21 protein-coding genes and 1 pseudogene are annotated in these 24715 nt (G+C 68.1%); 12 read left to right on the top strand and 10 right to left on the bottom strand.

Features of this window, described 5'->3' with window-relative positions:
• The first annotated feature begins 4 nt into the window (after positions 1-4).
• From ASV56_RS09570 to ASV56_RS09555, 4 genes are all read left to right on the top strand, one after another.
• Positions 5-1369, top strand: coding sequence for an MFS transporter (locus ASV56_RS09570; protein ID WP_062561763.1), 1365 nt, complete (start codon positions 5-7; stop codon positions 1367-1369).
• Positions 1366-2238, top strand: coding sequence for a penicillin-insensitive murein endopeptidase (mepA, locus tag ASV56_RS09565; RefSeq protein ID WP_062561762.1), 873 nt, complete (start codon positions 1366-1368; stop codon positions 2236-2238). Before ASV56_RS09570 ends, mepA begins: the two co-directional genes overlap by 4 nt.
• A complete protein-coding gene (locus ASV56_RS09560) occupies positions 2211-3167 on the top strand; it encodes an esterase-like activity of phytase family protein (protein WP_062561761.1) in 957 nt (318 codons plus the stop codon). The genes mepA and ASV56_RS09560 overlap by 28 nt, the downstream gene beginning before the upstream one ends.
• A gap of 112 nt (positions 3168-3279) precedes the next feature.
• Positions 3280-3894: a VUT family protein gene (locus tag ASV56_RS09555; protein ID WP_062561760.1), complete on the top strand. Its 615-nt coding sequence runs from the start codon at positions 3280-3282 to the stop codon at positions 3892-3894.
• Between the two features lie 493 nt (positions 3895-4387).
• Here the strand turns inward: ASV56_RS09555 and ASV56_RS09550 are convergent, their stop codons facing one another.
• Together ASV56_RS09550 and ASV56_RS09545 are read right to left on the bottom strand one after the other, a co-directional pair.
• On the bottom strand, positions 4388-5092 hold the full coding sequence (locus ASV56_RS09550; protein WP_062561759.1) for a DUF1003 domain-containing protein: 705 nt from the start codon (positions 5090-5092) through the stop codon (positions 4388-4390).
• A gap of 147 nt (positions 5093-5239) precedes the next feature.
• Positions 5240-6421 carry an acetyl-CoA C-acyltransferase family protein gene (locus tag ASV56_RS09545; protein ID WP_062561758.1) on the bottom strand — a complete coding sequence of 394 codons (1182 nt, stop codon included), beginning with the start codon at positions 6419-6421 and terminating at the stop codon, positions 5240-5242.
• A 105-nt stretch (positions 6422-6526) separates the two neighbouring features.
• Between ASV56_RS09545 and ASV56_RS09540 the strand changes: the two genes are divergently transcribed.
• The 5 genes from ASV56_RS09540 to ASV56_RS09520 all read left to right on the top strand — a co-directional run bounded on the left by ASV56_RS09540 (position 6527) and on the right by ASV56_RS09520 (position 10086).
• Complete coding sequence (locus ASV56_RS09540) at positions 6527-6883, top strand: winged helix-turn-helix domain-containing protein (RefSeq protein WP_062561757.1); 357 nt, start codon at positions 6527-6529, stop codon at positions 6881-6883.
• A 65-nt stretch (positions 6884-6948) separates the two neighbouring features.
• The gene (gene modA / locus ASV56_RS09535) at positions 6949-7692 is read left to right on the top strand and encodes a molybdate ABC transporter substrate-binding protein (protein WP_062561756.1); all 744 of its coding nucleotides are present in this window, start codon (positions 6949-6951) and stop codon (positions 7690-7692) included.
• Positions 7689-8393 (top strand): molybdate ABC transporter permease subunit, encoded by a 705-nt coding sequence (modB, locus tag ASV56_RS09530; RefSeq protein WP_062561755.1) that lies wholly within the window; start codon positions 7689-7691, stop codon positions 8391-8393. Before modA ends, modB begins: the two co-directional genes overlap by 4 nt.
• On the top strand, positions 8393-9433 hold the full coding sequence (gene modC / locus ASV56_RS09525) for a molybdenum ABC transporter ATP-binding protein (protein WP_062561754.1): 1041 nt from the start codon (positions 8393-8395) through the stop codon (positions 9431-9433). The genes modB and modC overlap by 1 nt, the downstream gene beginning before the upstream one ends.
• A 74-nt stretch (positions 9434-9507) precedes the next feature.
• On the top strand, positions 9508-10086 hold the full coding sequence (locus ASV56_RS09520; RefSeq protein ID WP_062561753.1) for a transglycosylase SLT domain-containing protein: 579 nt from the start codon (positions 9508-9510) through the stop codon (positions 10084-10086).
• Positions 10087-10116: 30 nt separating this feature from the next.
• Here ASV56_RS09520 and ASV56_RS09515 read toward each other — a convergent pair whose 3' ends face one another.
• Together ASV56_RS09515 and ASV56_RS09510 are read right to left on the bottom strand one after the other, a co-directional pair.
• A complete protein-coding gene (locus tag ASV56_RS09515) occupies positions 10117-10713 on the bottom strand; it encodes a LolA family protein (RefSeq protein ID WP_062561752.1) in 597 nt (198 codons plus the stop codon).
• A gap of 90 nt (positions 10714-10803) precedes the next feature.
• Entirely contained in the window at positions 10804-12027 is a 1224-nt protein-coding gene (locus ASV56_RS09510; RefSeq protein ID WP_062562303.1) for a UbiH/UbiF/VisC/COQ6 family ubiquinone biosynthesis hydroxylase, read from the bottom strand.
• 128 nt (positions 12028-12155) lie between these two features.
• Here ASV56_RS09510 and ASV56_RS09505 point away from each other — a divergent pair, with 128 nt between their 5' ends.
• The 3 genes from ASV56_RS09505 to ASV56_RS09495 all read left to right on the top strand — a co-directional run bounded on the left by ASV56_RS09505 (position 12156) and on the right by ASV56_RS09495 (position 17468).
• Complete coding sequence (locus ASV56_RS09505; RefSeq protein WP_062561751.1) at positions 12156-13478, top strand: amidase; 1323 nt, start codon at positions 12156-12158, stop codon at positions 13476-13478.
• 129 nt (positions 13479-13607) lie between these two features.
• Positions 13608-14801, top strand: a complete 1194-nt coding sequence (locus tag ASV56_RS09500; protein ID WP_062561750.1) for an aminotransferase class I/II-fold pyridoxal phosphate-dependent enzyme — start codon at positions 13608-13610, stop codon at positions 14799-14801.
• Between the two features lie 3 nt (positions 14802-14804).
• Entirely contained in the window at positions 14805-17468 is a 2664-nt protein-coding gene (locus ASV56_RS09495; RefSeq protein WP_062561749.1) for a DNA translocase FtsK, read from the top strand.
• 91 nt (positions 17469-17559) lie between these two features.
• On the opposite strand, the pseudogene tnpC reads toward ASV56_RS09495, so the two are convergent.
• From tnpC to ASV56_RS09460, 6 genes and pseudogenes are all read right to left on the bottom strand, one after another.
• Positions 17560-19234, bottom strand: a pseudogene (gene tnpC / locus ASV56_RS09490) (IS66 family transposase).
• 141 nt (positions 19235-19375) lie between these two features.
• Positions 19376-19516 (bottom strand): transposase, encoded by a 141-nt coding sequence (gene tnpB, locus ASV56_RS24415; protein ID WP_253879986.1) that lies wholly within the window; start codon positions 19514-19516, stop codon positions 19376-19378.
• Between the two features lie 757 nt (positions 19517-20273).
• Positions 20274-21368: a hypothetical protein gene (locus ASV56_RS09475; RefSeq protein ID WP_156429119.1), complete on the bottom strand. Its 1095-nt coding sequence runs from the start codon at positions 21366-21368 to the stop codon at positions 20274-20276.
• 134 nt (positions 21369-21502) lie between these two features.
• On the bottom strand, positions 21503-22585 hold the full coding sequence (locus tag ASV56_RS09470) for an HlyD family secretion protein (protein ID WP_062561746.1): 1083 nt from the start codon (positions 22583-22585) through the stop codon (positions 21503-21505).
• Positions 22582-24195: an MFS transporter gene (locus tag ASV56_RS09465; protein ID WP_062561745.1), complete on the bottom strand. Its 1614-nt coding sequence runs from the start codon at positions 24193-24195 to the stop codon at positions 22582-22584. Before ASV56_RS09465 ends, ASV56_RS09470 begins: the two co-directional genes overlap by 4 nt.
• Positions 24192-24623 (bottom strand): MarR family winged helix-turn-helix transcriptional regulator, encoded by a 432-nt coding sequence (locus tag ASV56_RS09460; RefSeq protein WP_062561744.1) that lies wholly within the window; start codon positions 24621-24623, stop codon positions 24192-24194. Before ASV56_RS09460 ends, ASV56_RS09465 begins: the two co-directional genes overlap by 4 nt.
• Positions 24624-24715: the final 92 nt, after the last annotated feature.

Below are 24715 nucleotides of genomic sequence, written 5' to 3'. Positions count from 1 at the left end.
GGGGATGGGCATGGAACGCAAACGCATCTGGGGCTGGTGGTTCTTCGACTGGGCCAGCCAGCCCTTCGCGACGCTGCTGACCACCTTCATCTTCCCGGTCTATTACGCCGAGGTCGCCCGCGCTCATTATACCGCCCAGGGCATGAGCGTCGAGGAGGCCGGCGCAGCGGCGCAGGCGCTCTGGGGTTACGGGCTGGGCATCTGCGGCGTCGTCATCGCGCTTCTGGCGCCGGTGCTGGGCGCCATCGCCGACAACAGCGGCCGCCGGCTGGTCTGGGTCTGGACCTTTTCGGCGCTTTACCTGGCGGGATCCTGGGGGCTGTGGTTCCTGATGCCCGACCAGCCCGGTCTGCATCTTGCGGTCGTCAGCTTCGGCATCGGCCTGATCGGCATGGAATTCGCCACCATCTTCACCAATGCCCTGCTGCCGGGACTCGCGCCTCGGGACGAGATCGGCCGGGTCTCGGGCTCGGGCTTCGCCTTCGGCTATCTGGGCGGCGTGGTGGCGCTGGCCCTGGTGCTGCTGCTTCTGGCCGAGAACGCGCAGACCGGCCGCACGCTTCTGGGTATCCCGCCGGTGCTGGGGCTGGACCCGGCGTTGCGCGAGGGCACGCGGGCCGCGGGGCCGTTCACGGCGCTGTGGTATCTGGTCTTCATGATCCCCTTCGCGCTGTGGGTGCCGGAAACGCCAGGACCCCGCCGCCCGGTCCGGCTGGGCGCGGCCATGGCGGCGCTGGGGCGCTTGCTGGCCAGCCTGCGCTATCGCCGCTCGCTGGCAGCCTGGCTCGCGTCCTCGATGTTTTCGCGCGACGCGCTGAACGCGCTTTACGGCTTCGGCGGGGTCTATGCCGGCACGGTGCTGGGCTGGCCAGTGTTCCTGGCCGGAGTCTTCGGCGTGGTCAGCGCGGTTTCGGCCGCCGTCATCAGCTGGATCGGCGGCCGCGCCGACCGGCGCTGGGGGCCAAGGCCGGTCATCGTCGCCTGCACGCTGGTGCTGACCGGGGTCTGCATCCTGGTCACCGGCATGAGCCGGGACAGCGTCCTGGGCCTGCCCCTGGCGCCCGGCTCGCGCCTGCCGGACGGGCTGTTCTTTCTGTGCGGCGTGCTGATCGGCGGCGCGGGCGGCGCGCTGCAATCGGCCAGCCGCACGATGATGGTGCGCCACACCACGCCGGCGCGGGCGACGGAAGCCTTTGGTCTTTACGCGCTTTCCGGCAAGGCCACCGCCTTTCTGGCGCCGCTGCTGATCGCGGTCGCGACCGATCTCAGCGGCAATCAGCGGCTCGGCATCTCTCCGCTCATCGTGATGTTCCTTCTTTCGCTCATTCTGCTAGGTTGGGTCCAAACAGAAGGAGAGGCCGAGCCGTGATCCGCAAAACCCTGACCGCCGCCGTGCTGGCGCTGGCTGCGCTTGCCATGGCCCAGCCCTCGGCTGCCGATCCGCTCGCCAAGGACGTGTTCGGCGGCGCCCGAGGCCCGACCGGCGGCGCCCCCGTCGCCCTGGGCTTCTATTCCAAGGGCTGCGTCTCGGGCGCGGTGCAATTGCCGGAAAGCGGCCCGACCTGGCAGGCGATGCGGCTGTCGCGCAACCGCAACTGGGGCCACCCCGAGCTGGTCAGCTTCCTGATCGGCCTGTCGGGTGCCGCGCGCCAGGCCGGCTGGCCGGGGCTCTACATCGGCGACATGAGCCAGCCGCGCGGCGGCCCGATGGTCACCGGCCACGCCAGCCACCAGATGGGGCTCGACGCCGACATCTGGCTGCTGCCGCCGCAAAGCCTGCGACTGACCCCGGCGCAGCGGGAAAAGATTTCCTCGCAATCGGTGGTGAACAAGGCCGGCACTGCGCCCTCGGCGCTGTGGAGCGGCTCGCATATGGCGATTATCCGCGCCGCCGCCCGCGACCCGCGGGTCGAGCGCATCTTCATCGACCCGGTCGCCAAGGTCGCCATGTGCCAGGCCGAGACCGGCGACCGCAGCTGGCTGCGCAAGGTCCGCCCGATCGGCGGCCACGACTATCACTTCCACGTCCGGATGACCTGCCCGGCCGGCTCGGCCTGCCAGCAGCAGGACGCGCCACCGCCCGGCGACGGCTGCGCCGAGGCCGCCGAGTGGATCCGGAACCGCATCGACCCCAGCCGCGTCAAGCCGGTGCCGCCCGACCCGAACTATCGCCACCCCCGCAGTTTCCGGCTCAGCGAGATGCCCCGCCAATGCCAGGTCGTCGCCACCGCCCGCTAAGCCGGGCAGCAGGCGAAGGACGGTTCCGGCGCCTGCGCCGACTGGCGCTGTCTGCCCTGCTGCTGTCCGCCGGCGCCGCCTGCGCCGCCGACCCGGCCCCCTCGGCCGGGCCGCGTGTCGATTACGTCGCGACCTATGTCTGGAGCCTGCCGGACGAGCAGTTCGGCGGCTTTTCCGGCATTGAGATCAGCGCCGACGGCAGCCGCTTCACCGCGCTGTCGGATCGCGCCTCGATCCGCTGGGGCAGCGTCGAGCGCGACGCCGAGGGCCGCATCCGCGGCCTGGAGCCCGCCGGCCGCGCCCGGCTGCGTGACAGTTCCGGCAAACCGCTGAAACCCGGCTGGCAGGGCGACAGCGAGGGGCTGGCCGTGGCCCCGGACGGCACGATCTGGATCAGCTTCGAGGGGCTGACCCGCGTCGCCCGCTACGACACGCCCGACAGCCCGGCCCAGCCTCTGCCCCGCCCACCCGAGTTCAAGGCGATGCAGCGCAATTCCTCGCTGGAGGCGCTGGCGATCCTGCCCGACGGCACGCTCTTGACCCTGCCGGAGCGTTCGGGCCAGCTGACGCGGCCGTTCCCGGTCTGGCGCTGGCGCGACGGCAGATGGGACCAGCCCTTCGCGATCCCGCGCTCGGGCGACTGGCTGGCGGTCGGGGCGGATGTCGGACCAGACGGCCGGTTCTACCTGCTCGAACGCGATTTCAAGGGCTTGCTGGGCTTTCGCGCCCGCGTGCGCCGCTTCGACCTGACCGAACAGGGCGCCCTGAATGAGCGCGTGCTGCTGGAAAGCCGGCCACTGCAATATGACAACCTGGAAGGGATCTCGGTCTGGGACGATGGCACCGGCATCCGGCTGACCCTGATCGCGGACGACAATTTCAACTGGTTCCAGCGCACCGAACTGGTCGAATACCGGGTCACGGAATAAGCCGGCCGGGCGGCGCGGCGCCGGAAAGCGTTGACAGCAGGCGCCCGCGGCCTTAATCGGCCATGCCCGCAAGGGCCGAGTCTCCGCTACCTTGTCAAAACGGATCACCGACATGCCCCGCCTTCTTCCCGGCGTCATCGCCATGGCCATCACCGTCGTGGCCTCGAACATCCTGGTCCAGCACCTGCTGGGCGCCTGGCTGACCTGGGGGGCGCTGACCTATCCGGTCGCCTTCCTGGTCACCGACATCATGAACCGGGTCTATGGTCCGACGGCCGCCCGCAAGGTGGTGTTCGCCGGCTTCATCACCGGCGTGCTGTGCTCGCTGGTCGCGGCCGGCATGGACAAGACCACGTTGCGCATCGCCGTCGCCTCGGGCGCGGCCTTCCTTTCTGCCCAGTTGATGGACATAACGGTTTTCAACCAGTTGCGGAAATACAACTGGTGGTTGCCACCTTTGGCCGCCAGCCTGGTCGGTTCGGTGGTCGATACTGCCATCTTCTTCAGCATCGCCTTCTCTGCCCCGCTGAGCGCGGTTTTCCCGGCGGACGATGTTTCATGGGCAAATGAGCCGGTTGCGCTGCTGGGCCTGGGTCCGGTTCTGCCGCTGTGGATTTCGCTGGCAACGGCGGACTGGCTGGTGAAGCTGGCGCAGGCAGTTCTGGCCCTTGTCCCCTTCCGCATCATCGTCGGAAATTTGATCCAGAGGCGCGCGCAAATTCATTGACTGGTCATGATTTTGTGTCAGGCTGACCTTATAAGGCAACTTATTGAAAGGAGGTGGTCCAGTGTCGAGAGTGATATTGGAGAGAGGTGTCGGGACAGTCAGGAGGGATCTGGCCTGAGGGCAGCCCCAAGGGTCGTGAACCCTGGCTGGGACGGTGGGCACCAACCCTAACCGGACCATCTCCGTGGATCTCGCGAGCCGTTCCCACGGAACGGCTCGTTCCCCATTCGAAGCCGCATGCCAAGACAGACCCGATTTCGGCAGGCTCTGGTCGTGGCGGTGGTCTTCGCTTCATCGTGGCGGGTGGCGTAGCGGCGCGGGCATCCTGCGCCGGGACGCAGGCCCTATCGCGCGCGGGATGCGCGACGCCGACCTGATGGGCCGTGCCCCGACGTTGAACGCGGCCGCTTCTTGCCGGCAGGCTTCGCTTTCGCCCGCAACCGCCGCGCATCGGCCGGCTTTGCGCAGCTCTCGCCCGCTCTCGTCCGGGTCGCTATTGCTGCGCGCGCCGCATCTCGTGCAGCAGATCGACCTGGATGCGCTGGATCTCCAGCAGGCGCCGCCATTGATGCGTCAGCTGGTGGTCGATCTTCTCATGCAGCTGGCGTAATTCCAGTTCGGCTTTCAGGTTGATCTGATAATCGCTCTCGGCCCGGCGGCGATCCTGCGCCTCTTGCCGGCGCTGGCTCATCATGATGATCGGTGCCTGCAACGCGGCGATGCAGGACAGCACCAGGTTCAGCAGGATGAAGGGATAGGGATCGAAGGACCCGAACAGCAACCCCGACACATTGCCCGCCATCCACAGCGCCAGCACCGCGACGAAGATTAGGATGAAGCTCCAGGAGCCGCCCCAATCGGCGACGCGATCGGCCATGCGCTCGCCGAAGCGCAACGCGCGGTCCCGCTCGACCGGCGCCGTCGAGGGCGTGAGCAGCGTGCCGCGCGACAGCACTTGCGCCACCTCGGCCTCGAGTTCGCCCAGTTCTCCGGTTTCATCGGCCAGAAGCTGCGTCAGGTAAAGCTGGCGGTATTTCTGCAGGCAGTCGGTGCAGATCCGCCTGCCCTCGTCCCAATCCCGCACGTCCTCGCGGACCAGCCGCGACAGGGCCGGCCGCAGATCCGCCGCCTCGGCAAGATCACTGGCATCCTTCGGCCTGCCGCAGACCTGGCAGGCGTGGATCGGGGTCTTGGACATCACGCAGCCCTCCCGCTTCGTCTGGCGACGCGGCGAGCGAAAGCAGCCGCTCCGCCCCGCCGGGATGGTGCGGGAGTATTTGTCAAACGGTGAAACGGGGCGCCTTCCCCTGTCCTTTCACCGTTTTCCAAATACTCCCGCGGCATGTCAGATCCGCTCGATCGCCAGCGCAATGCCCTGGCCGCCGCCGATGCACATGGTGATCAGCGCCTTGCGACCGCCGGTTCGCAGCAGTTCATACATCGCCTTGACGGTGACGATGGCGCCGGTGGCGCCGACGGGATGGCCGAGCGCGATGGCGCCGCCGTTCGGGTTCACCCGGGCGGGGTCGAAGCCCAGGCCCTTGTTCACCGCCAGCGCCTGCGCCGCGAAAGCCTCGTTCGATTCGATCACGTCGAAATCGCCGGCCTTCAGGCCGGTGCGTTGCAGCAGCGCCTGGACTGCGGGCACCGGGCCGATGCCCATGACCTCGGGACGTACGCCCGCGACCGCATAGCCCAGCACGCGGAACAGCGGCGTCGCACCAGCCGCCTTGGCCGCATCGGCCCGGGCCAGCACCAGCGCCGCCGCACCGTCGTTGATGCCCGAGGCATTGCCCGCCGTGACCGTGCCGTCCTTCTGGAACACGGTCTTCAGCGCCGCGAGCTTTTCCAGGTCGGTGGCCTTGGGATGCTCGTCGGTGTCGAAGGCCACCACGCCCTTGCGGGTCTTGATTTCGACCGGGACGATCTGCTCCTTGAACCAGCCCTGCGCGATGGCATGCGCGGCGCGGCGCTGGCTTTCCAGCGCGAAGGCGTCCTGCGCCTGGCGCGAGATGTCATGCTCGCGCGCGACATTCTCGGCGGTGACGCCCATATGGCCGGTGCCCATCGGGCAGGTCAGCGCGCCGACCATCATGTCCAGCATCTGCACATCGCCCATCTTGGCGCCGAACCGGGCCGCCGGCACCGCATAGGGCGCGCGGCTCATGGATTCCGCGCCGCCCGCGACGGCGAAATCGGCATCGCCCAGCATCAGCGCCTGCGTGGCCGAGACGATGGCCTGCGCGCCCGAGCCGCAAAGCCGGTTCACGTTCATCGCCGGCGTCGTGTCCGGCACCCCGGCCTCGAGCATCGCGACGCGGGACAGATACATGTCGCGCGGCTCGGTGTTCAGCACATGGCCGAAGACCACGGTGCCGATGCGGTCCGCGCCCAGGCCGGCGCGCTCGATGGCGGCACGGGTCACGGTGGCGGCCAGCTGGATCGGCGGCACGCCCGCTAGGCTGCCGCCGAAGGTGCCGATGGCCGTGCGGGCCCCCGACAGGATGACGATTTCGTCCTCGGACATGATTTCCCTCTTCGCTGCGCGATCCCTGTCATTCGTAGCCACGCCCCGGGACCTTGGAAAGCCCGATGCTCTTGCGACGGAGCGGAATCCGGGCAAGATGCGGGCATGAGCGACGACCCCCGGCTGAGCCTCCGCCTGCATTTCGACTCCGGCCTGACCTTCGGGCGCGGCAAGGCCGATCTCTTGCAATTCATCGACGAGGAGGGCTCGATCTCGGCCGCCGGGCGGCGGATGAAGATGAGCTATCGCCGCGCCTGGTCGCTGGTCGAAGAGATGAACGGTCATTTCGACGCGCCGCTGGTCGACAGCAGCCGGGGCGGCGCCAAGGGCGGCGGCGCGCAACTGACCGCGCGCGGGCGCGCGGTGCTGGCCGACTACCGGGCGCTGGAGGCGCTGCTGCGCGATCAGGGCGCCGAGGCGCTGGCCCGGCTGCGCGCCGGGCAGCGTTCTGTTCCGGTGTAAATAACGGTTGCCAGCGCCGGCGGGCGGCGGTTATGTCCATTCGGACACATTGAACGGAGCTTTCCATGCGCCTGCCCCTGATTGCCGCCGCACTGGTCGCGCTGGCCCCCGCTGCCCATGCCGACGAGATCACCATCTTTGCCGCCGCCAGCCTGAAGGACGCGCTGGACGGCATTGCCGCGCAATGGCAGCAAAGCCACAAGGACGACACCGTGGTAATCTCCTATGCCGGCAGTTCGCAGCTGGCCAAGCAGATCCAGCAGGGCGCGCCGGCCGACCTGTTCATCTCGGCCTCGACGGAATGGATGGATGCGGTGCAGGATTCGGGCGACATCGACGCCGCCACGCGCAAGGACCTGCTGGGCAACACGCTGGTCCTGGTCGGCACCGGCACGCCCGCCGCGGCACCGGTGACCGAGCTGCCGACGCTGCTGGGCGAGCGCAAGCTGGCCATGGCACTGGTCGATTCCGTGCCCGCCGGGCAATACGGCAAGCAGGCCCTGACCAAGCTGGGCCTGTGGGACAAGGTCGAAGGCCAGGTCGCCCAGGCCGACAACGTCCGCGCCGCCCTGAAGCTGGTCGCGACCGGAGAGGCGCCGCTGGGCATCGTCTATGGCAGCGACGCCGTGGCCGAAAAGGGCGTGGGCGTCATTGCGACCTTCCCCGAGGACAGCCACGAAAAGATCACCTATCCCGCAGCCGTGACCAAATCGGCCGACACGCCGCAGGCGAGCGCCTTCCTTGACAGCCTGTCGCAAGAGCCGGCAAAGTCGATCTTTGAATCGCAAGGCTTTACCGTCACGCCATGAACCCGACCGACTGGCTTGGCCCTCAGGAATGGCAGGCCGTGCGCCTGTCCCTGCGGGTGGCCAGCGTCGCGACGCTCGCCAGCCTGCCCCTTGCCGTGGCTGTCGCCTGGCTGCTGGCCCGGCGCCGGTTTCCGGGGCACGGGCTGCTCAGCGGCCTCGTGCACCTGCCGCTGATCCTGCCGCCGGTGGTCACCGGCTATCTGCTGCTGGTCAGTTTCGGCACCCAGGGCCCGATCGGCAGCCTGCTGAAGCCGCTGGGCATCGTCTTTGCCTTTCGCTGGACCGGCGCCGCGCTGGCCTGCGGCATCATGAGCTTTCCGCTGGTCGTGCGCGCCATCCGGCTGGGGTTCGAGGCGGTGGACCCCAAGCTGGAACAGGCGGCCGCCACCCTGGGCGCGTCGCGGGCCTGGACCTTCCTGACCGTGACCCTGCCGCTGATCCTGCCCGCCATCCTGGCGGGCGCCACGCTGGGCTTTGCCAAGGCGATGGGCGAATTCGGCGCCACCATCACCTTCGTCAGCAATATTCCGGGCCAGACCCAGACGCTGCCCTCGGCCATCTACGCGCTGCTGCAGACGCCGACCGGCGACGCGGCGGCGCTACGGCTGGTCGTGGTGTCGGTGGTGATCGCCATGGCAGCGGTGCTGGTCTCGGAAGGGCTGGCGCGGCGCATGGCCGCGCGCATCGCCGGGGCGCGCTGATGCTTCAGGTCGATTTCCGCCGCGACTTTCCCGGGCTGGCGCTGGAGGTGGCCTTTCAGGCGCCGGTCGGGGTAACGGCGCTGTTCGGGCCGTCCGGCTGCGGCAAGACCTCGACCGTCAATGCCGTCGCCGGGCTGCTGCGGCCCGATGCGGGGCGCATCGCGCTGGACGGCCGGGTGCTTTACGACGCCACGACCGACCTGCCGCCGCAGGCGCGGCGCATCGGCTATGTGTTTCAGGACGCGCGGCTTTTCCCGCATCTGACGGTTGCCGCGAACCTGCGCTATCCCGCGCGCTGGCGGCGCGGCGCAGCGCGCGACTTCGACCGCATCGTCGAGATGCTGGCGCTGGGGCCCCTGCTGAAACGCCGTCCCGCCACCCTGTCGGGGGGCGAGCGCCAACGCACCGCCATCGGCCGCGCCCTGCTGTCGGACCCGGCGCTTCTGGTTATGGACGAGCCGCTGGCCGCGCTGGACGATGCCCGCAAGGCCGAGATCATGCCCTGGCTGGAACGGCTGCGGGACGAGATCCGGCTGCCGATGCTTTACGTCAGCCATTCGGTGCCCGAGGTGCTGCGGCTGGCCAATACCGTGGTGCTGATGGATCGCGGCCGGGTCAGCCATGCCGGGCCGCTGGCCGGGATCCTGGCCGATCCCGCGCTGGCGCCGCGCCTGGGCGCGCGCGAGGCCGGCGCCCTGATCCGGGCCCGCGTCGAGGGCGTCGAGCCGGACGGCATGATCCGCGTCGCCACCGCCGCCGGGCCGATGCTGCTGCCCGGCCCGCTGCCGCAGGGCCCCGAGATGCGGCTGCGAATCCTGGCGCATGAGGTGATCCTGTCGCGGCATGTGCCGCAGGGGCTCTCGGCGCTGAACGTGCTGCCGGTGCGGGTGACGCGCATCGACGGCGGGCTGGTGCAGCTGGCCGCGAGCGATGAGCGGATGCTTGCGCAGGTCACCGAACGCTCGGTCAAGGCCTTGGAATTGCAGCCCGGGCTTGCCTGCCATGCCATCGTGAAATCGGTCTCGGTCCTGCCCAGCTAGGCCGCGCGCGGCTTTGTCATTTGCGCGCCCGCCGCGAATCCGCTTATGCTGGCCGCAAAAAACATGAGGGCAGTATGAACAGGTTTCTCAAGCTCGCCATCGTCGGGCTGGTCGCCTCGTGCGGGGGCGGCGGGAACTACAAGGCACCGCGCAATCTGGAAAACGCCTGCCTGCTCGCCAGCGAGCGTCCGGCCTATATGCGCGCCATGAAGCAGACCGAGCGGCGCTGGGGCGTTCCGATCAATGTGCAGATGGCGACGATCCACCAGGAATCGAAGTTCATCGGCGACGCCCGCACCCCGCATCGCTATGCGCTGGGAATCATCCCGATGGGGCGGCAGAGCTCGGCCTATGGCTATAGCCAGGCGCTGGACGGCACCTGGGACGAATACCGCAAGGAAACCGGCAACCGCGGCGCGCGGCGCGACAATATCAGGGACGCGACCGATTTCATGGGCTGGTACATGGACGGCACGGCCAAGCGGCTGGGCGTCTCGAAACAGGACGCCGGCGCGCAATACCTGGCCTATCACGAGGGGCGGAACGGCTTCGCCAATGGCTCGCATCGCGGCAAGCCCTGGCTGGTCAGCGTCGCGGGCAAGGTCCAGGCCCGGTCCGAGCTTTACCGGATGCAGCTGGCGACCTGCCGCTGATCCGGGTCCGCTGAAACGGTCGCCCGCGCCCTAGCGGCGGCGGGCGATCTCGTTCTCGATGGCGAAGGTCGAGGGCTTGAAGGACACGCCGGTCTTCATGTCGCCCAGGATTACCGTGGTGCGCTTGCCGGCCTGGTCGGTGACCACCCATTGCCGCAGCTGCGTCGGGCTGGCGGTGAACACCATCTGGATATTGCCGTATTCCGGGTGCTGCGGATCCTGCGCGGTGACCACGGTGCTGTTCTTTTTCTCGCTATAGCCGGTGACCATGCGGGCCTGGCCCAGGTTGATGTTCGGCGCCAGGATCAGCGACAGCGGCGTCTTCGACAGCGGATATTGCTGCGGCCCGCCGCGCGACTTGCCGTCGAAGACCGCGACCTGCCCGGCCGAGGCCAGCACCAGCGTGCGGTCGCCCTTGTATTCGAAGCGCACCCGGTTCGGGCGCTGGATATAGACCGTCCCGGTGGTGATGCTGCCATCGGCATTGACCTGGGTGAAGTCCGACATGGCGGTCTTCAGGCCATTGAGATAGCGCGAGATCTCGTTCAGCGGGATCTTCTCGGCCATGGCGGGGAAGGCCATGGCAAGGGCAAGGACGGGCGCGAGGGCGAGCGATTTCAGTTTCATGCCGGGGATGATAGCGGTTCTCCAAGGACTTGCACATCACGATCGCCGGATGCGCGCCCGGCCCAACGCTGACGCCGGCGTGAGCGTTCCCTAAAGCGGCCGCCCGGTCAGCAGGCGCGGCATCGGCTCCAGCGACAGACCCGCCGCCTGGCGCATGAAGCCGCGCCGCAAGGGCGGCAGCGCATCGACCAGCCCCATGCCGATTTCCCGCGCCGCCCGCAGCAGCGGATTGCCGTTCGAAAACAGCGTGTTCACCCCATCCATGCCCAAGGCCAGCAGCGTCGCGTCGGGCCGGCGCCAGTCCTGGTAGCGCGCCAGCACCGGGTCGGTGCCGATATCCTCGCCGCGGCGGCGGGCGGCGACCAGCACCTCGGCCAGGGCGGCCACGTCGCGCAGCCCCAGGTTCAGCCCCTGCCCGGCCACCGGATGCACGCCATGCGCCGCGTCGCCGACCAGCGCGACGCGAGGCGCGACATAGCGCTCGGCCAGGGTCAGGTTCAGCGGATAGCAGAATCGGGGACCGGCCAGCCGGATCTCGCCCAGGAAATCGCCGAAGCGCGGGCGCAGCACCTCAAGGAATTGTGCGTCGGACAGCGCCATGATCTCGCGGGCGCTGGCCTCGGGCTCGGACCACACGATCGAGCTGCGGTTGCCGGGCAGCGGCAGGATCGCCAGCGGCCCGCCGGGCATGAAGAACTGATGCGCGGTGCCCTGGTGCGGCAGGTCGTGATCGACCGCCGCGACCAGCGCGATCTGGCCATAGTCGCGGCCCAGCCGCTTGATCCCGGCCCGCCGCGCCACGCCGGATTGCCGCCCGTCGGCGCCCACCAGCAGGCGCGAGACCAGCGCGCGCCCATCCGACAGCGTGCTGCGGATCGCCGCCGCCTCGGGCTGCTGGCCGGTCACCGAAACGCCCGGCAGATGCGTGACCCGCCCCGCCATCGCCGCCAGCAGGGCGCGATAAAGGAACCTGTCTTCAAGCATATAGCCCAGGCGGCCTTCCTCGATCTCGGCGCCGTCGAAATGCAGGCCGAAGGGGCCGGGACCACTGCCCGGAACGCCCTGCGTCGCCTCGACCCTGCGGATCTCCTGCGCATGGCGGGCCAGCTCCGGCCACAGCCCCAGCGCCGCCAGCAGCCGCTGCGAGGCCAGCGCCAGCGCATAGGCCCGGCCGTCGAAGGCGTCGCCGGCGCGGGCCTCGGCGGGCCGTGCATCGGCCACGGCCACGCTGAGCCCGGCATCGGCCAGGGCCAGCGCCAGGGCCGGGCCGTTCAGCCCGCCGCCGGCGATCACGATGTCGAAATCCGTCGTCATGGCGCGCATAATGCTGCTTGGCCGGGCAATGTCCATCGGTCATTGCGCCCATGCCTGCGGCATTGCGGCAAACCCCTTGCCGGGCTAGCGTGTGCGATATTGCAAACAGGTTTTTCAGGGGTAACGGCATGGACTGGCTCAAGGCATCGGCGGCGGAACAGGGGCGGGCGATCCTGGCCGGGCTCATCAGCCCGCTGGGGCAGGTCGAAGCCTATCTCGATGCCGCCGGCCGCCATCCCTATGGCCGCCGGATCTATGCCCGGCTGACCCCCGAACGTGCCCGGGCCGAGGCCGTCGCCGCCCATGACCGTGCCCGCGCCGGGCTGCGGCGCGGGCTGTTGGACGGCGTGGCGATCAGCTGGAAGGACAATATCGACAGCGCCGGCACCGCGACCGAGGCCGGCTCGCGCCTGCTCGCGGGCCGCACCCCCGAACGCGACGCTGCCATCCTGGCCGGCGCCACGCTGGACGGGCTGGTCTGCCTGGGCAAGACCCACATGACCGAGCTGGCCTTTTCCGGGCTGGGCGTGAACCCGATGACGGCGACGCCGCCGAACAGCATCGACCCCGCGCTGGCGCCGGGCGGCTCCAGTTCGGGAGCGGCGGTTTCGGTGGCGCTGGGGCTGGCGGCGGCGGCCATCGGCAGCGACACCGGCGGCTCGATCCGGGTGCCGGCGGCCTGGAACGGGCTGGTGGGCTTCAAGCCGACCACCGGCGCGGTGCGCTCGGACGGCGTGCTGCCGCTGTGCCGGCAATTCGACGTCGCCGGCCCCATCGCCCGCACGGTCGAGGATTGCGCCGAGCTTTTCGCCGTCCTGCGCGGCGAGCCCGCCCCCGACCTGACCGAGCCGCCGCGCGGCCTGCGGCTGATGGTGCTGGAGGGCGTACCCTTCGACGACGCGCGCGAAGGGCCGGTCGCGGGCTTCGAGGACGCGCTGCGCCGCCTTGCCGCCGCGGGCATGCGCATCACCCATGCCGCGCCGCCCTGCGTGGCCGAGGCCATGGCGCTGTCGCCCACGCTGTTCGCGCCCGAAGCCTATGGCATCTGGCGCGACCAGATCGAGGACGCGCCCGAGCTGATGTATCCGCCGATCCTGGAACGGTTCCGCGGCGGCAAAGACGTGCTGGCCGCCGATTACGTCGCCGGCTGGGAAGAGCTGCACCGCCTTCGCGCAGACTGGCAGCGGCTGGTCGCCGGCTTCGACGCCGTGGTCCTGCCCACCGCGCCGATTCTGCCGCCGGCGGTGGACCGGCTGCTGTCCGAGCCCGAGTTCTTCGCGCGCGAAAACCTGCTGACGCTGCGCAACACCCGGATCGGCAACCTGCTGGGCCTGCCGGCGATCAGCCTGCCCACCGGCCATCACGCTTGCGGCATCATGCTGATGGGCTGCGCCGGGGGCGACCGCGCGCTCTTGGTCGCGGCCAGCGCCGCCGAGGCCGCGCTGCGCTAGCGACCCGGACTTTCCGGGCAAATCCGGGCAAAACCCCCGGGCGCGGCCCGCGAAACTCTGGACGCATCCGGGGAATGCCGGTAGTCTTGCGGCAAACGGGGCGCAACGACCCCGACGAGAGAGGCAGTCATGGCAATACCCGAGCGGTTCTCGAACCTGCCGGATTATGCGTTTCCGCGCCTGCGGAAACTGCTCGCCGGGATCGAACCCGGCGGCGATCCCCTGATCCTGACCATCGGCGAGCCGCGCCACGACATGCCCGCTTTCGTCGGGCCGATCCTGCAGGACAGTCTGGCGGACTTCGGCAAATACCCCGCGAACGAGGGCACGCCGGAGCTGCTGGCGGCGATCTCGGGCTGGCTGAAGCGCCGGCACGGGCTGGATGTCGCGCCCGAGCGGATCATGGCGCTGAACGGCACGCGCGAGGGACTGTTCAATGCCGGCCTCGCCCTGTCGCCCGAAACGAAGAACGGCCAGCGCCCGGCGATCCTGATCCCGAACCCGTTCTACCAGGTCTATGCCGTCGCCGCCGCCGCCGTCGGTGCCGAGCCGGTGTTCGTGCCGGCCACCGCCGCGACCGGCCACATGCCGCGTTTCGCCGACCTGCCCGCCGAGGTGCTGGACCGCACGACCATCGCCTATCTGTGCTCGCCCGCCAATCCGCAGGGCGCCATCGCCGGCGAGGATTATATGGAAGACCTGATCGCGCTGGCGGATCGCCATGATTTCCTGGTGTTTTCCGACGAATGCTATTCCGAGATCTGGCGCGACGCCCCGCCGCCCGGCGCGCTGGCCGTGGCCACGCGCATGGGTCTGGCCGACCGGGTGGTGATGTTCAACTCGCTGTCGAAACGCTCGAACCTGCCGGGGCTGCGCTCGGGCTTTGCCGCCGGCGGCGCGGGGCAGATCGCCCAGATGCGCCGGCTGCGCAGCTATGCCGGCGCACCGCTGCCGCTGCCGTTGCAGCGCGTCAGCGCCGCCGCCTGGGGCGACGAGGGCCATGTCGACGAAAGCCGCGCGCTCTATCAGCAGAAATACGCCATCGCCGACCGGGTGCTGGGCAATGTGCCGGGCTATCAGCCGGTCGCGGGCGGGTTCTTCCTGTGGCTGCCGGTGCCCGAAAGCGTCGGCGACAGCGAGGATGCGGCCAGGAAGCTTTGGGCCGAGGCCGGCATCCAGGTCCTGCCCGGCGCCTATCTGGCGCGGGACGGCGCGGGCGGAAATCCGGGGCGGAATTTCATCCGCGTCGCGCTGGTGGCTGCGGCCGACCAGACCGAGGCGGCGCTGAACCGCCTGAAAAATTGTTTGTATCAAGGGGGTTGACGCATGGCGAGCTGGCAGGCGAAACACCGCGATCCGCTGTTTGACCAAAGCACGCAGGCCGCGCTGGAGCGGCGCGGCAAGGAATTGCTGGGCGCGGGCCTGGTGATCCTGGGCGTGCTGATCGCGATGATGCTGCTCAGCTATTCGCCCGACGACCCCAGCTTCATGTCGGCGACCGACCAGCCGGCGCAGAACTACCTGGGTCGCTTCGGGGCCTATGTCGCCTCGGCGCTGTTCATGATCACCGGCTATGGCACCTGGGTGCTGGTCGTCGGCGCCGTGGCCTGGGGGTTGCGGCTGATGCTGCACCGGGGCGAAGAGCGGCTGATGCGCGGCATCTTCCTCCCCATCGCCATGGTCCTGGTCTCGATCTACGCCACCTCGCTGACGCCGCCCGCGGGCTGGACGCAAAGCTTCGGCCTGGGCGGGCACCTGGGCGACATGCTGATGGGCGGCATGCTGTCCGCGATGCCGATGAAGGCCTCGATCGCCATCAAGGTGCTGGCGCTGCTGACCGCCGCCGGCGCCGCGGCCTTCCTGGCCTTCGTGCTGGGCTTCGACCGCAAGGAGCTGACAGTCATCGGGCATTTCCTGCGCGAGGGGCTTTCGACCGCGCGCATCCTGGCGCTGCATGCGGTGGATCGCGGCGCGCGGCTGTCCTCGGGCGCGGCGCAGCAGATCAAGACCCGCGCCGAGGCGCGGCGCGACCGCGTCAGCCGCGCCGGCGCGGCCGCGCTGCCGCAGGCGGCTGCCGTGCGGCCGGCCATTCCCGTGCCGGCGCCGCATATCGCGCCCTATCGCGATGATTTCGCGCCGGAATCCGAGCTGATCGAGCCCGAGACCCATTATGCCGAGGACGACGAGCCGCCGCCGGCCGAGGAGATCAGCGCCCGCATCAGCGACGCGATCCGCAGCCGCAACGAGGGCAAGGCCTCGCTGCTGTCGGCCGTGACCGCGCGGCTGACCGGCGCCCGGGCGTCCCTGCCCCGCGCCGAGCCGCCGCTGAGCGCCGAGGACGACGACCTGCCCGAGCCGGTCACCGCCACCCCCTTCGGCGCCGAGACGCCGCGCGTGGTGGTGCCGCCGAAGAGGCCTGCCCCTTCGCGCCAGGCGCTGGCCGAGGCCGAGCCCTCGATGCGTTTCGACGAGGTCGCGAATCCCTATGAGAACCCGCCGCTGTCGTTGCTGGCCGCGGCAGAAACCGTGCAGCGCCATCAGCTGAGCCAGGAGGCGCTGATGGAAAACGCCCGCATGCTGGAGGCGGTGCTGGACGATTACGGCGTCAAGGGCCAGGTGACCGAGGTGCGGCCGGGTCCGGTGGTGACACTTTACGAACTGGAGCCGGCGCCGGGGCTGAAGGCGAGCCGGGTGATCGGCCTCGCCGATGACATCGCGCGGTCCATGTCGGCGCTGTCGGCGCGGGTCTCGACCGTGCCGGGGCGCAGCGTCATCGGCATCGAGCTGCCGAATGCGCGGCGCGAAAAGGTGGTGCTGCGCGAGATCCTGGCGTCCAAGGCCTATGGCGACGGCACCCAGCCGCTGCCGCTGGCGCTGGGCAAGGACATCGGCGGCGGGCCGGTGGTGGCGAACCTGGCCAAGATGCCGCATTTGCTCATCGCTGGGACCACCGGCTCGGGCAAGTCGGTCGCGATCAACACCATGATCCTGAGCCTGCTCTACAAGCTTTCGCCCGAGGAATGCCGGCTGATTATGATCGACCCCAAGATGCTGGAACTGTCTGTTTATGATGGGATTCCGCATCTGCTGAGCCCGGTCGTCACCGATCCCAAGAAGGCGGTCGTCGCGCTGAAATGGGTCGTGGGCGAAATGGAGGAACGCTATCGCAAGATGTCCAAGATGGGCGTGCGCAACATCGAGGGCTATAACGGCCGCGTGCGCGAGGCGCTGGACAAGGGCGAGCTGTTCAAGCGCACCGTGCAGACCGGATTCGACGAGGATACCGGCGAGCCGGTGTTCGAGACCGAGGAATTCCAGCCCGAGACCTTCCCCTATATCGTTGTGATCGTTGACGAAATGGCCGACCTGATGATGGTCGCGGGGAAAGAGATCGAGGCCTGCATCCAGCGGCTGGCGCAGATGGCGCGGGCCAGCGGCATCCACCTGATCATGGCGACGCAGCGGCCCTCGGTCGATGTGATCACAGGCACGATCAAGGCGAACTTCCCGACCCGGATCAGCTTCCAGGTCACGTCCAAGATCGACAGCCGCACCATTCTGGGCGAGCAGGGCGCCGAGCAGCTGCTGGGCCAAGGCGACATGCTCTACATGGCCGGCGGGTCTAAGATCACCCGCGTGCACGGCCCCTTCGTCAGCGACGAGGAGGTCGAGGAAGTCGTCAATCATCTCAAGAGCTTCGGCCCGCCCAGCTATATGTCGGGCGTGGTCGAGGGACCGGACGAGGAGCGCGCCGACAGCATCGACATGGTGCTGGGGCTGTCCACCGGCGAGGGCGGCGATGCCGAGCTTTACGACATGGCCGTGGCCATCGTCGCCAAGGACCGCAAATGCTCGACGAGCTATATCCAGCGCAAGCTCGCCATCGGCTACAACAAGGCGGCGCGGCTGGTCGAGCAGATGGAGGAGCAGGGCGTGGTCAGCCCGGCGAACCATGTCGGCAAGCGCGAGGTGCTGGTCCCGGAAGTGTGATCACAAAATTTCGCGGATCGCGGCCGGGCATGTGCCCGGCCTTTTTTCGTGGCGCAACGGCAGCGTGGTATGCATCCGGCGTAGGCCGTGGTTATGCAGCTTTTGCGGTAATTTCGCGCTTCCAGTTCCAAGGCAGTAATTCTGGCAGGCGAGACAGAGGCGTGTCTGCCAGTCGTGCCAGGACATCAGCCAGCCAGGCTTGAGGATCGACGTCGTTCATTTTCGCGGTGACGATCAGGGAATACATGAAAGCGGCGCGGCGCCGCCCCGGGGAGAACCGGCGAAGAGCCAGGCCTTCCGGCCGAGGGCGATATCGCGCAGAGCACGTTCGGCGGCATTGTCGGTAAGGCAGATGTGGCCGTCATCGAGGAAGCGAGTGAAGGCTTCCCAGCGGCCGTGCTCCTCGAACATGTAGTTGATGGCCTTGGCGACCGGATTGTGCTTCGACATCCTGCCGCGTTCGGTCCGCAGCCAATCATGCAGCTCCTGGACCATCGGGCGCAGGATGCGCTGACGGACATCATGACGGGTCTCGGCGCTCAGGCCGGTGATCTCGCGCTCGGCGTCGAAGATGGTGTCGAAGCGTCTGACCGTTTCCAGCGCGATGGGCGAGCTCTCCTCGGCTGCCTTCTGCCCTTGCGGGCTGTGGCCTTGATGTCGGCCAGTTCGAAGAACTTGCGGCGGGCATGTGACCAGCACAATGCGCTGCGCACGGGCGCGGGTTTGCGGGCCGTGTCGTAGACGCCGTTGTATCCGCCGCAGGCATCGGCCTGCAGAATGCCGGTCCAGCCGTCCAGATGCCGGGTCGGATGGTCCATCCTGCGATCAGTGGAGAAGTAATAGAGCGCCGCTGGCGGCGCCCCGCCTGCAAAGGGCCGGTCGTCACGTAGACAGGTCCGGAGCCGGGCAGTCTGCGTGCCACCCCTGGCCATCAGCGGCACGGTTGTGTCATCGGCATGCAATCGTTCCGCCCCGAGAACATGGGCACGGATCAGATCGTGGAGGGGTTGCAGCCGACCTGATCGGCGAGGGTGGACAGGCTGATCTCGACGCCCTCCTTCGCGTAGCGTTCGGCCTGTCTGTTCAGGGGTTGGTGCTGGCCGCCTCGCCGTGGTCCCTCGGACCAGTGGCGTTCCCATGGCTCGATCTCGAACAGCACCATGGCCAGCAGATTGGGACCGGCCCAGCCCCGCGGTGTCGGATGGAACGGTGCCGGCGGCTGGCTGATCTTCTCGCAGTCGCGGCAGGTGAACTTCTCGCGGACGGTCTGGATCACCTTCCACTGCCGGGGAATCACCTCCAGCGCCTCGGTGATGTCCTCGCCCATCTTCACGATGCGCGCAGATCCACGAGCCGGGTGCAGCAGGTCGGGGCCTCGACCACCACGCGCTCACGGGGCAGATGATCCGGGAACGGCTTGCGGGCCGGGCGGCCGCGTTCGAATGCCGTGACCGTGGTCCTGGAAGCGGCGGCATCCGCCTTTGCACGATCCTGTTCAAGGTCCGTCTCGAGGTCCTCAGGCTGCATCTCGAGTTGTTCGATCAGCCGGGCATGACGTTCGGCACTGTGGCCATATCGATCGCGCCGGAGTTTGGCGATCTGGAGCCGCAGGTGCCGGATCATCTCCTCGGCGGCCGAGACGACGGCCTGGGCCTGGATCAGTTCGCTCCTGGCGGCGACCAGAGCGCCCTCCGCGGCAGATGCGCGGGCCTCTGCCGCGGCAAGGCGGCGCGCAGGACAGCGATCTCCGAAGGGGTCTCCGACATGCCGAAGACTTGCCCCATGTCGATATAATGCCAATGAAACAAGGGGATTGTAGCGCATCACCCGATGCAGGCCGCTGTGTCCAGCGTGGATTGCGCCAGTCGATGTTCGCGGCCTCACTCGAACCAGTGGCGTTCGTCCGCTCACTCCGGAAGAGAGCCGAGCTGCGCCACCGAGACCGGAACGGCCGAGCCATTCTGGCTCACCGGCCAGATGAACGTCCCGGCCTCCAGCCGCTTCACATAGGGCGACATCCCGACGCCATCGTGCCAGAGCAGCTTGATCAGGTCGCCCTTGCGTCCCCGGAAGCAGAAGATCTCTCCGCCGTGCGGATCACGCCCCCAGGCTGTTCATCCCGCACCGCATGTCGGTCACACCACTCGCGATCCAGACCTTCACTCCGGCAGGCAATCATCGAGGATCCAGCACGCCCAACAGCGCTGCGAGATGCGCTGGAGCCAGAGACGCAGGGATCGTCATGCGGCGCCCGTTCGTCAGCGTGATGTCGATCCGACCGTCGTCGGCTTCCCACGAGGGTTGCCCCGCCGACGCGGGCGACCCACCCTCCATCACCAAGGGCACGAAACCACTGCCAGGAACCGGTGCAGCAAGAGCCCCGCTACGATACTCGCGCCGTCAGATCGAAAGCAGCGAACGCGAAATCCCATACCGGCGGGCCGTCGCCGAGCCCTGCCGGTAGCCGCGCAGGCTCTCGTCCACGATCCGCAACTTGTCCTCGTCTGACCAGTGCCGGCGACGACCGATCCCATCGGCCGCAAAGATCTCGATCGGGGAAACAACTGAAGCGCATGACATAAGGCAATGCCTTGCGACCATTTGATCAATCACAGCAGACGGCCCTCACCGCAGGCATACGCAGCGTGCGTTGCGCGGTACACGAGGGCGCTGCACGGAAGCCGGAATCCCGGCAAATGCTGGGATTTTCGCTGTGACAGCCGTGCACGGGGCGTACACCGTGCGTACACAGGGCGTGCACACCACAACCGGACGGTCGACGGAAAGCGGTAGGGAACCCGGCGGCTAGGGCTTCTCTGTCGTGACGGAAGCCTGCTTCTTCAGTGCTTCTTCAGCGACGAACATATCCCTGATCGCCTGTTTGTCTGTGGCGGATATGGTCACATTGTCAAAATATTGCCGTCCCTCGAACCGCACCACTGTCTTTTTCGAGTCGGCAATCTTGTTCAACAGCATGCGCAGCGGAATGTTAACAGGAACATCCGCCCATTCCCATATCTCGGAATCATTGTCACGCTTCCATTCGGCATCGGGCAAAGGAACAATCACCCCATCAACGTTGAAAGAAACCTTTTCGACGAAGAGCCAGCTTTCCGCTGTATAATGTACGACAAAGCGCATCCAGACCCGCCCATCGCGCGCTCCAAGATAGGGCAGGAAATAGGTTCGTGTGTCGGTGTATCTTGGCTTGGCAGGATGCTCATAAAAGCTGATACCATTGAACTCGTCGGTTTTTTTCTTCAGCTTTCGAAGAATGCTTTCGTTGCGTTCCGCCTCCAAAGCGGCGTAGCTCTGCGACTTTTCGGCGTATGTCGCGTTGTCTGGTACCAGTTTTGCCAAAGCCCGATAGGCTTCCTTATTGTCCGTTGCATTGCTGGCAGGCAGCGGCCGAGCATATTCCGCAATGGCCTTTTCGATCTCGGCGGCCCGGCTATGCAGGTCCGAAAGCTTCAAGGTTGGAGACAGAACGAGGCGAACCAGATCCTTGCCGTCGTTCTTTTCCAGCGCCAAGGAAAATTCTTTGGGAAGAGGCGCTTCTGCGGTAGGGGCGCCTGCGGGCGGCTCTGCGATGGCCAACGCCTTGCCGATCTTGTCTTCTGGAGCAATGGCAAGAAGCGCCTGTCCCACCGCACTTCGTTCGGCTGTCGAATCTGCGGCCACCAGCGCGAGGTGTTCCAGCAATACAAGCATTGTCGCATCGCGCTCGGCGGCTTCCATGGTAACGGTCTTGCCCTTCAGCAAGGGCACCAAGGCGGCCCCGTCCCCGGCCTCCACCGCCTTCTGAATTGCGGCGAGATCGGGGGCAGAAATCTGTTCGGCCGCCGCGCCATGAGACATCAAGCTCAAAGCAAGCGAGACAAGAATATTCGCGCGCGACAAGACCATACTCCTGCACAGGTGGATCTGTTAAACCGTTCCACCTGAATGGCTATCGCGACAGCAAAGCGGTTGTCCATGGGGTTGTCTGTCAGTCCGACAGCTAAGCGCTTGGCGGCAGACCAATTGGTCTCCTCCTAGCCCTCATGCCCCATGACCAGCGCGCCGGCGCTGGCAGACCGCTCGCCCGAGCCCTCGTCCACCGTCACCACCACGGACAGCCCGGGCTCCAGGTATTCCGACATCTCCTGCCCCGGGTCGATCGCGATCCGCACCGGCAGGCGCTGCGCAACCTTGGTGAAGTTGCCGGTGGCGTTGGAACCCGAGAGCAGGCTGAATTCCGAGGCGGTGGCGGGCGAGAAGGCCTCGATGCGGCCGGTGAAGCTGCGGTGCTGCATGGCGTCCACGGTGAAGGTGGCGCGGTCGCCGATGCGGACGCCGTGCAGCTGGGTTTCCTTGAAGTTCGCGATCACCCAGACCTCGGGGCCGACATGGCTGACCAGCGCGGTGCCGGCGGTGACATATTGCCCCTGCCGCACGCCGAGCTGGCCCAGGCGGCCGTCCGAGGGGGCGCGGATCACGGTATTGTCGAGGTCGATCTGCGCCAGCTCCACCGCCGCCCTGGCCGAGGCGATCTCGGCGCGCTTCGCGGCAAGGCCGACCTCGGCGCCGTTGACGGTCTCGCGCGCGACGGCGATGGCGCTTTGCGCTTGCGTCACGCCGGCCTCGGCCTGGCGCAGCGCCAGTTCGGACTGGTCGGCCGAGCTTTGCGCGGTGACGCCGCGCGATTGCAGGGCGCTCGCCCGGTCCCAGGTCGATTTCGCGGTGTCGCGGGCGGCCTCGGCGGCCGAAAGCGCGGCCTCGGCCGATTGCAGGCTGGCCTGGGCGGAATGCACCGATTGCTGCTGGATCTTCAGCGCCGCCTCGGCGCCTTCCAGCGCGGCCTGGGCCTGGGCGCGCTTCTGGCGGTATTGCCGGTCGTCGATGCGGGCGACGACCTGGCCCTGGCGCACGGTCTGGAAGTCCTGCACCTCGACCGCGGCGACATAGCCCGAGAGCTGCGGCGCAACGGTGGTGATCTTGCCGCGGATATAGGCGTTCTCGGTCTGGGGATGCGAGGAATTGAACGGCGGCAGGTGCCAGGCGTAGAGCACGATCAGCAGGCCGGCGAGGCCGGCGACAAGGGCGATCAGCGTGGGGATCAGGTGGTTCTTGGTCATTTCGCGGGCTCGGGGTTGGCAGGCTGGCGGCGCGCGACCAGCCAGTCGCGGAAGATGTGGAGCAGCAATGCGCAAAGCGCCGTCGCCGCCACCAGGAAGGTCAGGAGATAGGCGTCGTTATAGGCCATGACATAGGCCTGATTGCTGGCGTCCTGGGCGATCAGCGCCACCGCCTGCGCCTTGCGCGCGGCGGCGTCGGGGATCTGCGAGGCCAGCGCCGCCATGTTCTGGGCGATGGCGGCGGTGGTCTGGGGGTCGGCGGCGGTCAGCTCTTCGCGCAGGACCTGCAGGTGCAGGGCCTGGCGGTGGTTGATGAAGGTCGAGAACAGGCCCGAGCCCATGGCCCCGCCCAGCGACTGGGTCGAGATGAAGACCACGACGAAGGACAGCAGGTAGTTCGGCCCCTTGGCCAGCGCCGCGACCAGCCCCTGCATCATCGCCGGCGCCAGGTAGAAGGTGCCGGAAAACGCGATCAGCGCCTGGCTCAGCATCATCTGCGCCGGTCTTGTGTCGATGGTCGAATGGCTGTCCATGAAGGCGCCGGTGCAGAACAGCACCAGCGCGACCAGGTGCAGCACCGGCACGCGCTCGGGCTTGATGACCGGGATCAGCGCCAGGCCGCCCAGCACGGTGGCGGCGGTGATGATGGCGAACAGCGGCACCAGTTGGCCCTGGGTCACGCCGAGGATCTGGAACATGCGCGGCGCGCCCGAGCTTTGTTCCGACAGCACCAGGCGAAACACCAGCAGGGCGATGGTCAGGTGCACCATGGCCGGGCTGGTGAGCCAGCGGATGTCCAGAAGCGGCGTCTTGCGGTGCAGCTCGATCACCACGACGCCGGTCAGGGTGACGGCGGCCAGGGCCAGCACCCAGCCGATCCAGGGCGTGTCGGTCCACCAAAAGGTCGCGCCCATGGTAAAGGCGGCGGTCAGGCTGCCGAAGCCGATGGCGATCAGCACCCAGCTGACCAGGTCCATGGCCGCGATCACCTTGACGCGCGGCAGCGAGGCCAGCGGCAAGGCATAGACCAGCGCCAGCGACACCGCCGCCAGCCCCAGCGACATCAGGTGCAGCGGGCCCCAGCCCAGGTCCCCCATCAGGCTGGGCGAGATCACGCGCGCGAGCGACGGCCCGGCCGAGAGCATGGCCATGACCATGGGCAGGCCAAGGCGCATCTTCCAGGCCGGGGGCAGCGGTTCCAGCATGTACATGAAGCCGAGCGTGGACAGCGGCGCGGCGGCGGCGCCGGCGAAGAACTGCACCACGATGGCCGAGCGCAGGTCCGAGATCGCCAGCGCCGCCAGCGAGACCAGCAGGTAGAGCAGGATGGCGATCTCGGCAAAGCGGCGCAGGCCGAATTGCGTGCGGATCTTGATGAGCATCAGGGGCAGCGAGGCGCGCGGGATCAGAAAGGCCGCCATCAGCCAGCCGGCCTGGGTCTGGGTGGCGCCGAGGTCGCCGGCGATCTGCGGGATATTGCTGCTGACGAAGCCCTGCGCCAAGCCTTGCGTCATGCCGATGGTCAGCGAGGCGCCGATATAGCCCAGCGTCATGGCCAGGGGTTTCGGCACGAAGGGCGGCGGGGCGGCCGGGGTGGCGGCGTCGCTCATGGCTGGCGCAGCTTTTCGGCGTTCTCGGCCATGCGGGCCAGCGTGCGGCGGGTGGCGGCAAGATCGTCCTCGGGGATACCCTCGGACAGCGCGGCATCGACCTCGGCGCGGAAGCCCAGCAGGGGCTCGATGCGGGCGGCATCGGTCAGGTGCACGGCATGCTTGCGCGCGTCGCCCGGCAGCGCCCGGCGCTCGGCCAGGCCCTGCTGTTCCAGCGCGTCGAGAAGCCGCTTCAGCGTCGGTGTCTCGATGCCCAGCGTGGCGGCAAGCTGGGCCTGGCTCGCGCCCTCGTCGCGGCCGATGGCGGTCAGCAGGCGGGCGCGGGCGAAGGTCAGGCCGTAACGCTCGACCCGCATCTCGAAGGCAGCGCGGATGCTGCGGGTCAGCGCGGTGAGCGTGTCGAAGATCATGGTTTCGCGAACGGGCATGGGGTTATTTCCGTCGGCGACGGGTGAGTCGCCTTCATTAGTTAGCTAACTAATGAAGGTCGCCGCCAAGATCAAGGCCCCGCCTGCGGATT

Origin of the sequence: Paracoccus aminovorans (assembly GCF_001546115.1) — a bacterium.
Taxonomy (GTDB): Bacteria; Pseudomonadota; Alphaproteobacteria; order Rhodobacterales; family Rhodobacteraceae; genus Paracoccus; species Paracoccus aminovorans_B.
This window is presented reverse-complemented; position numbering and strand designations above follow the sequence as displayed.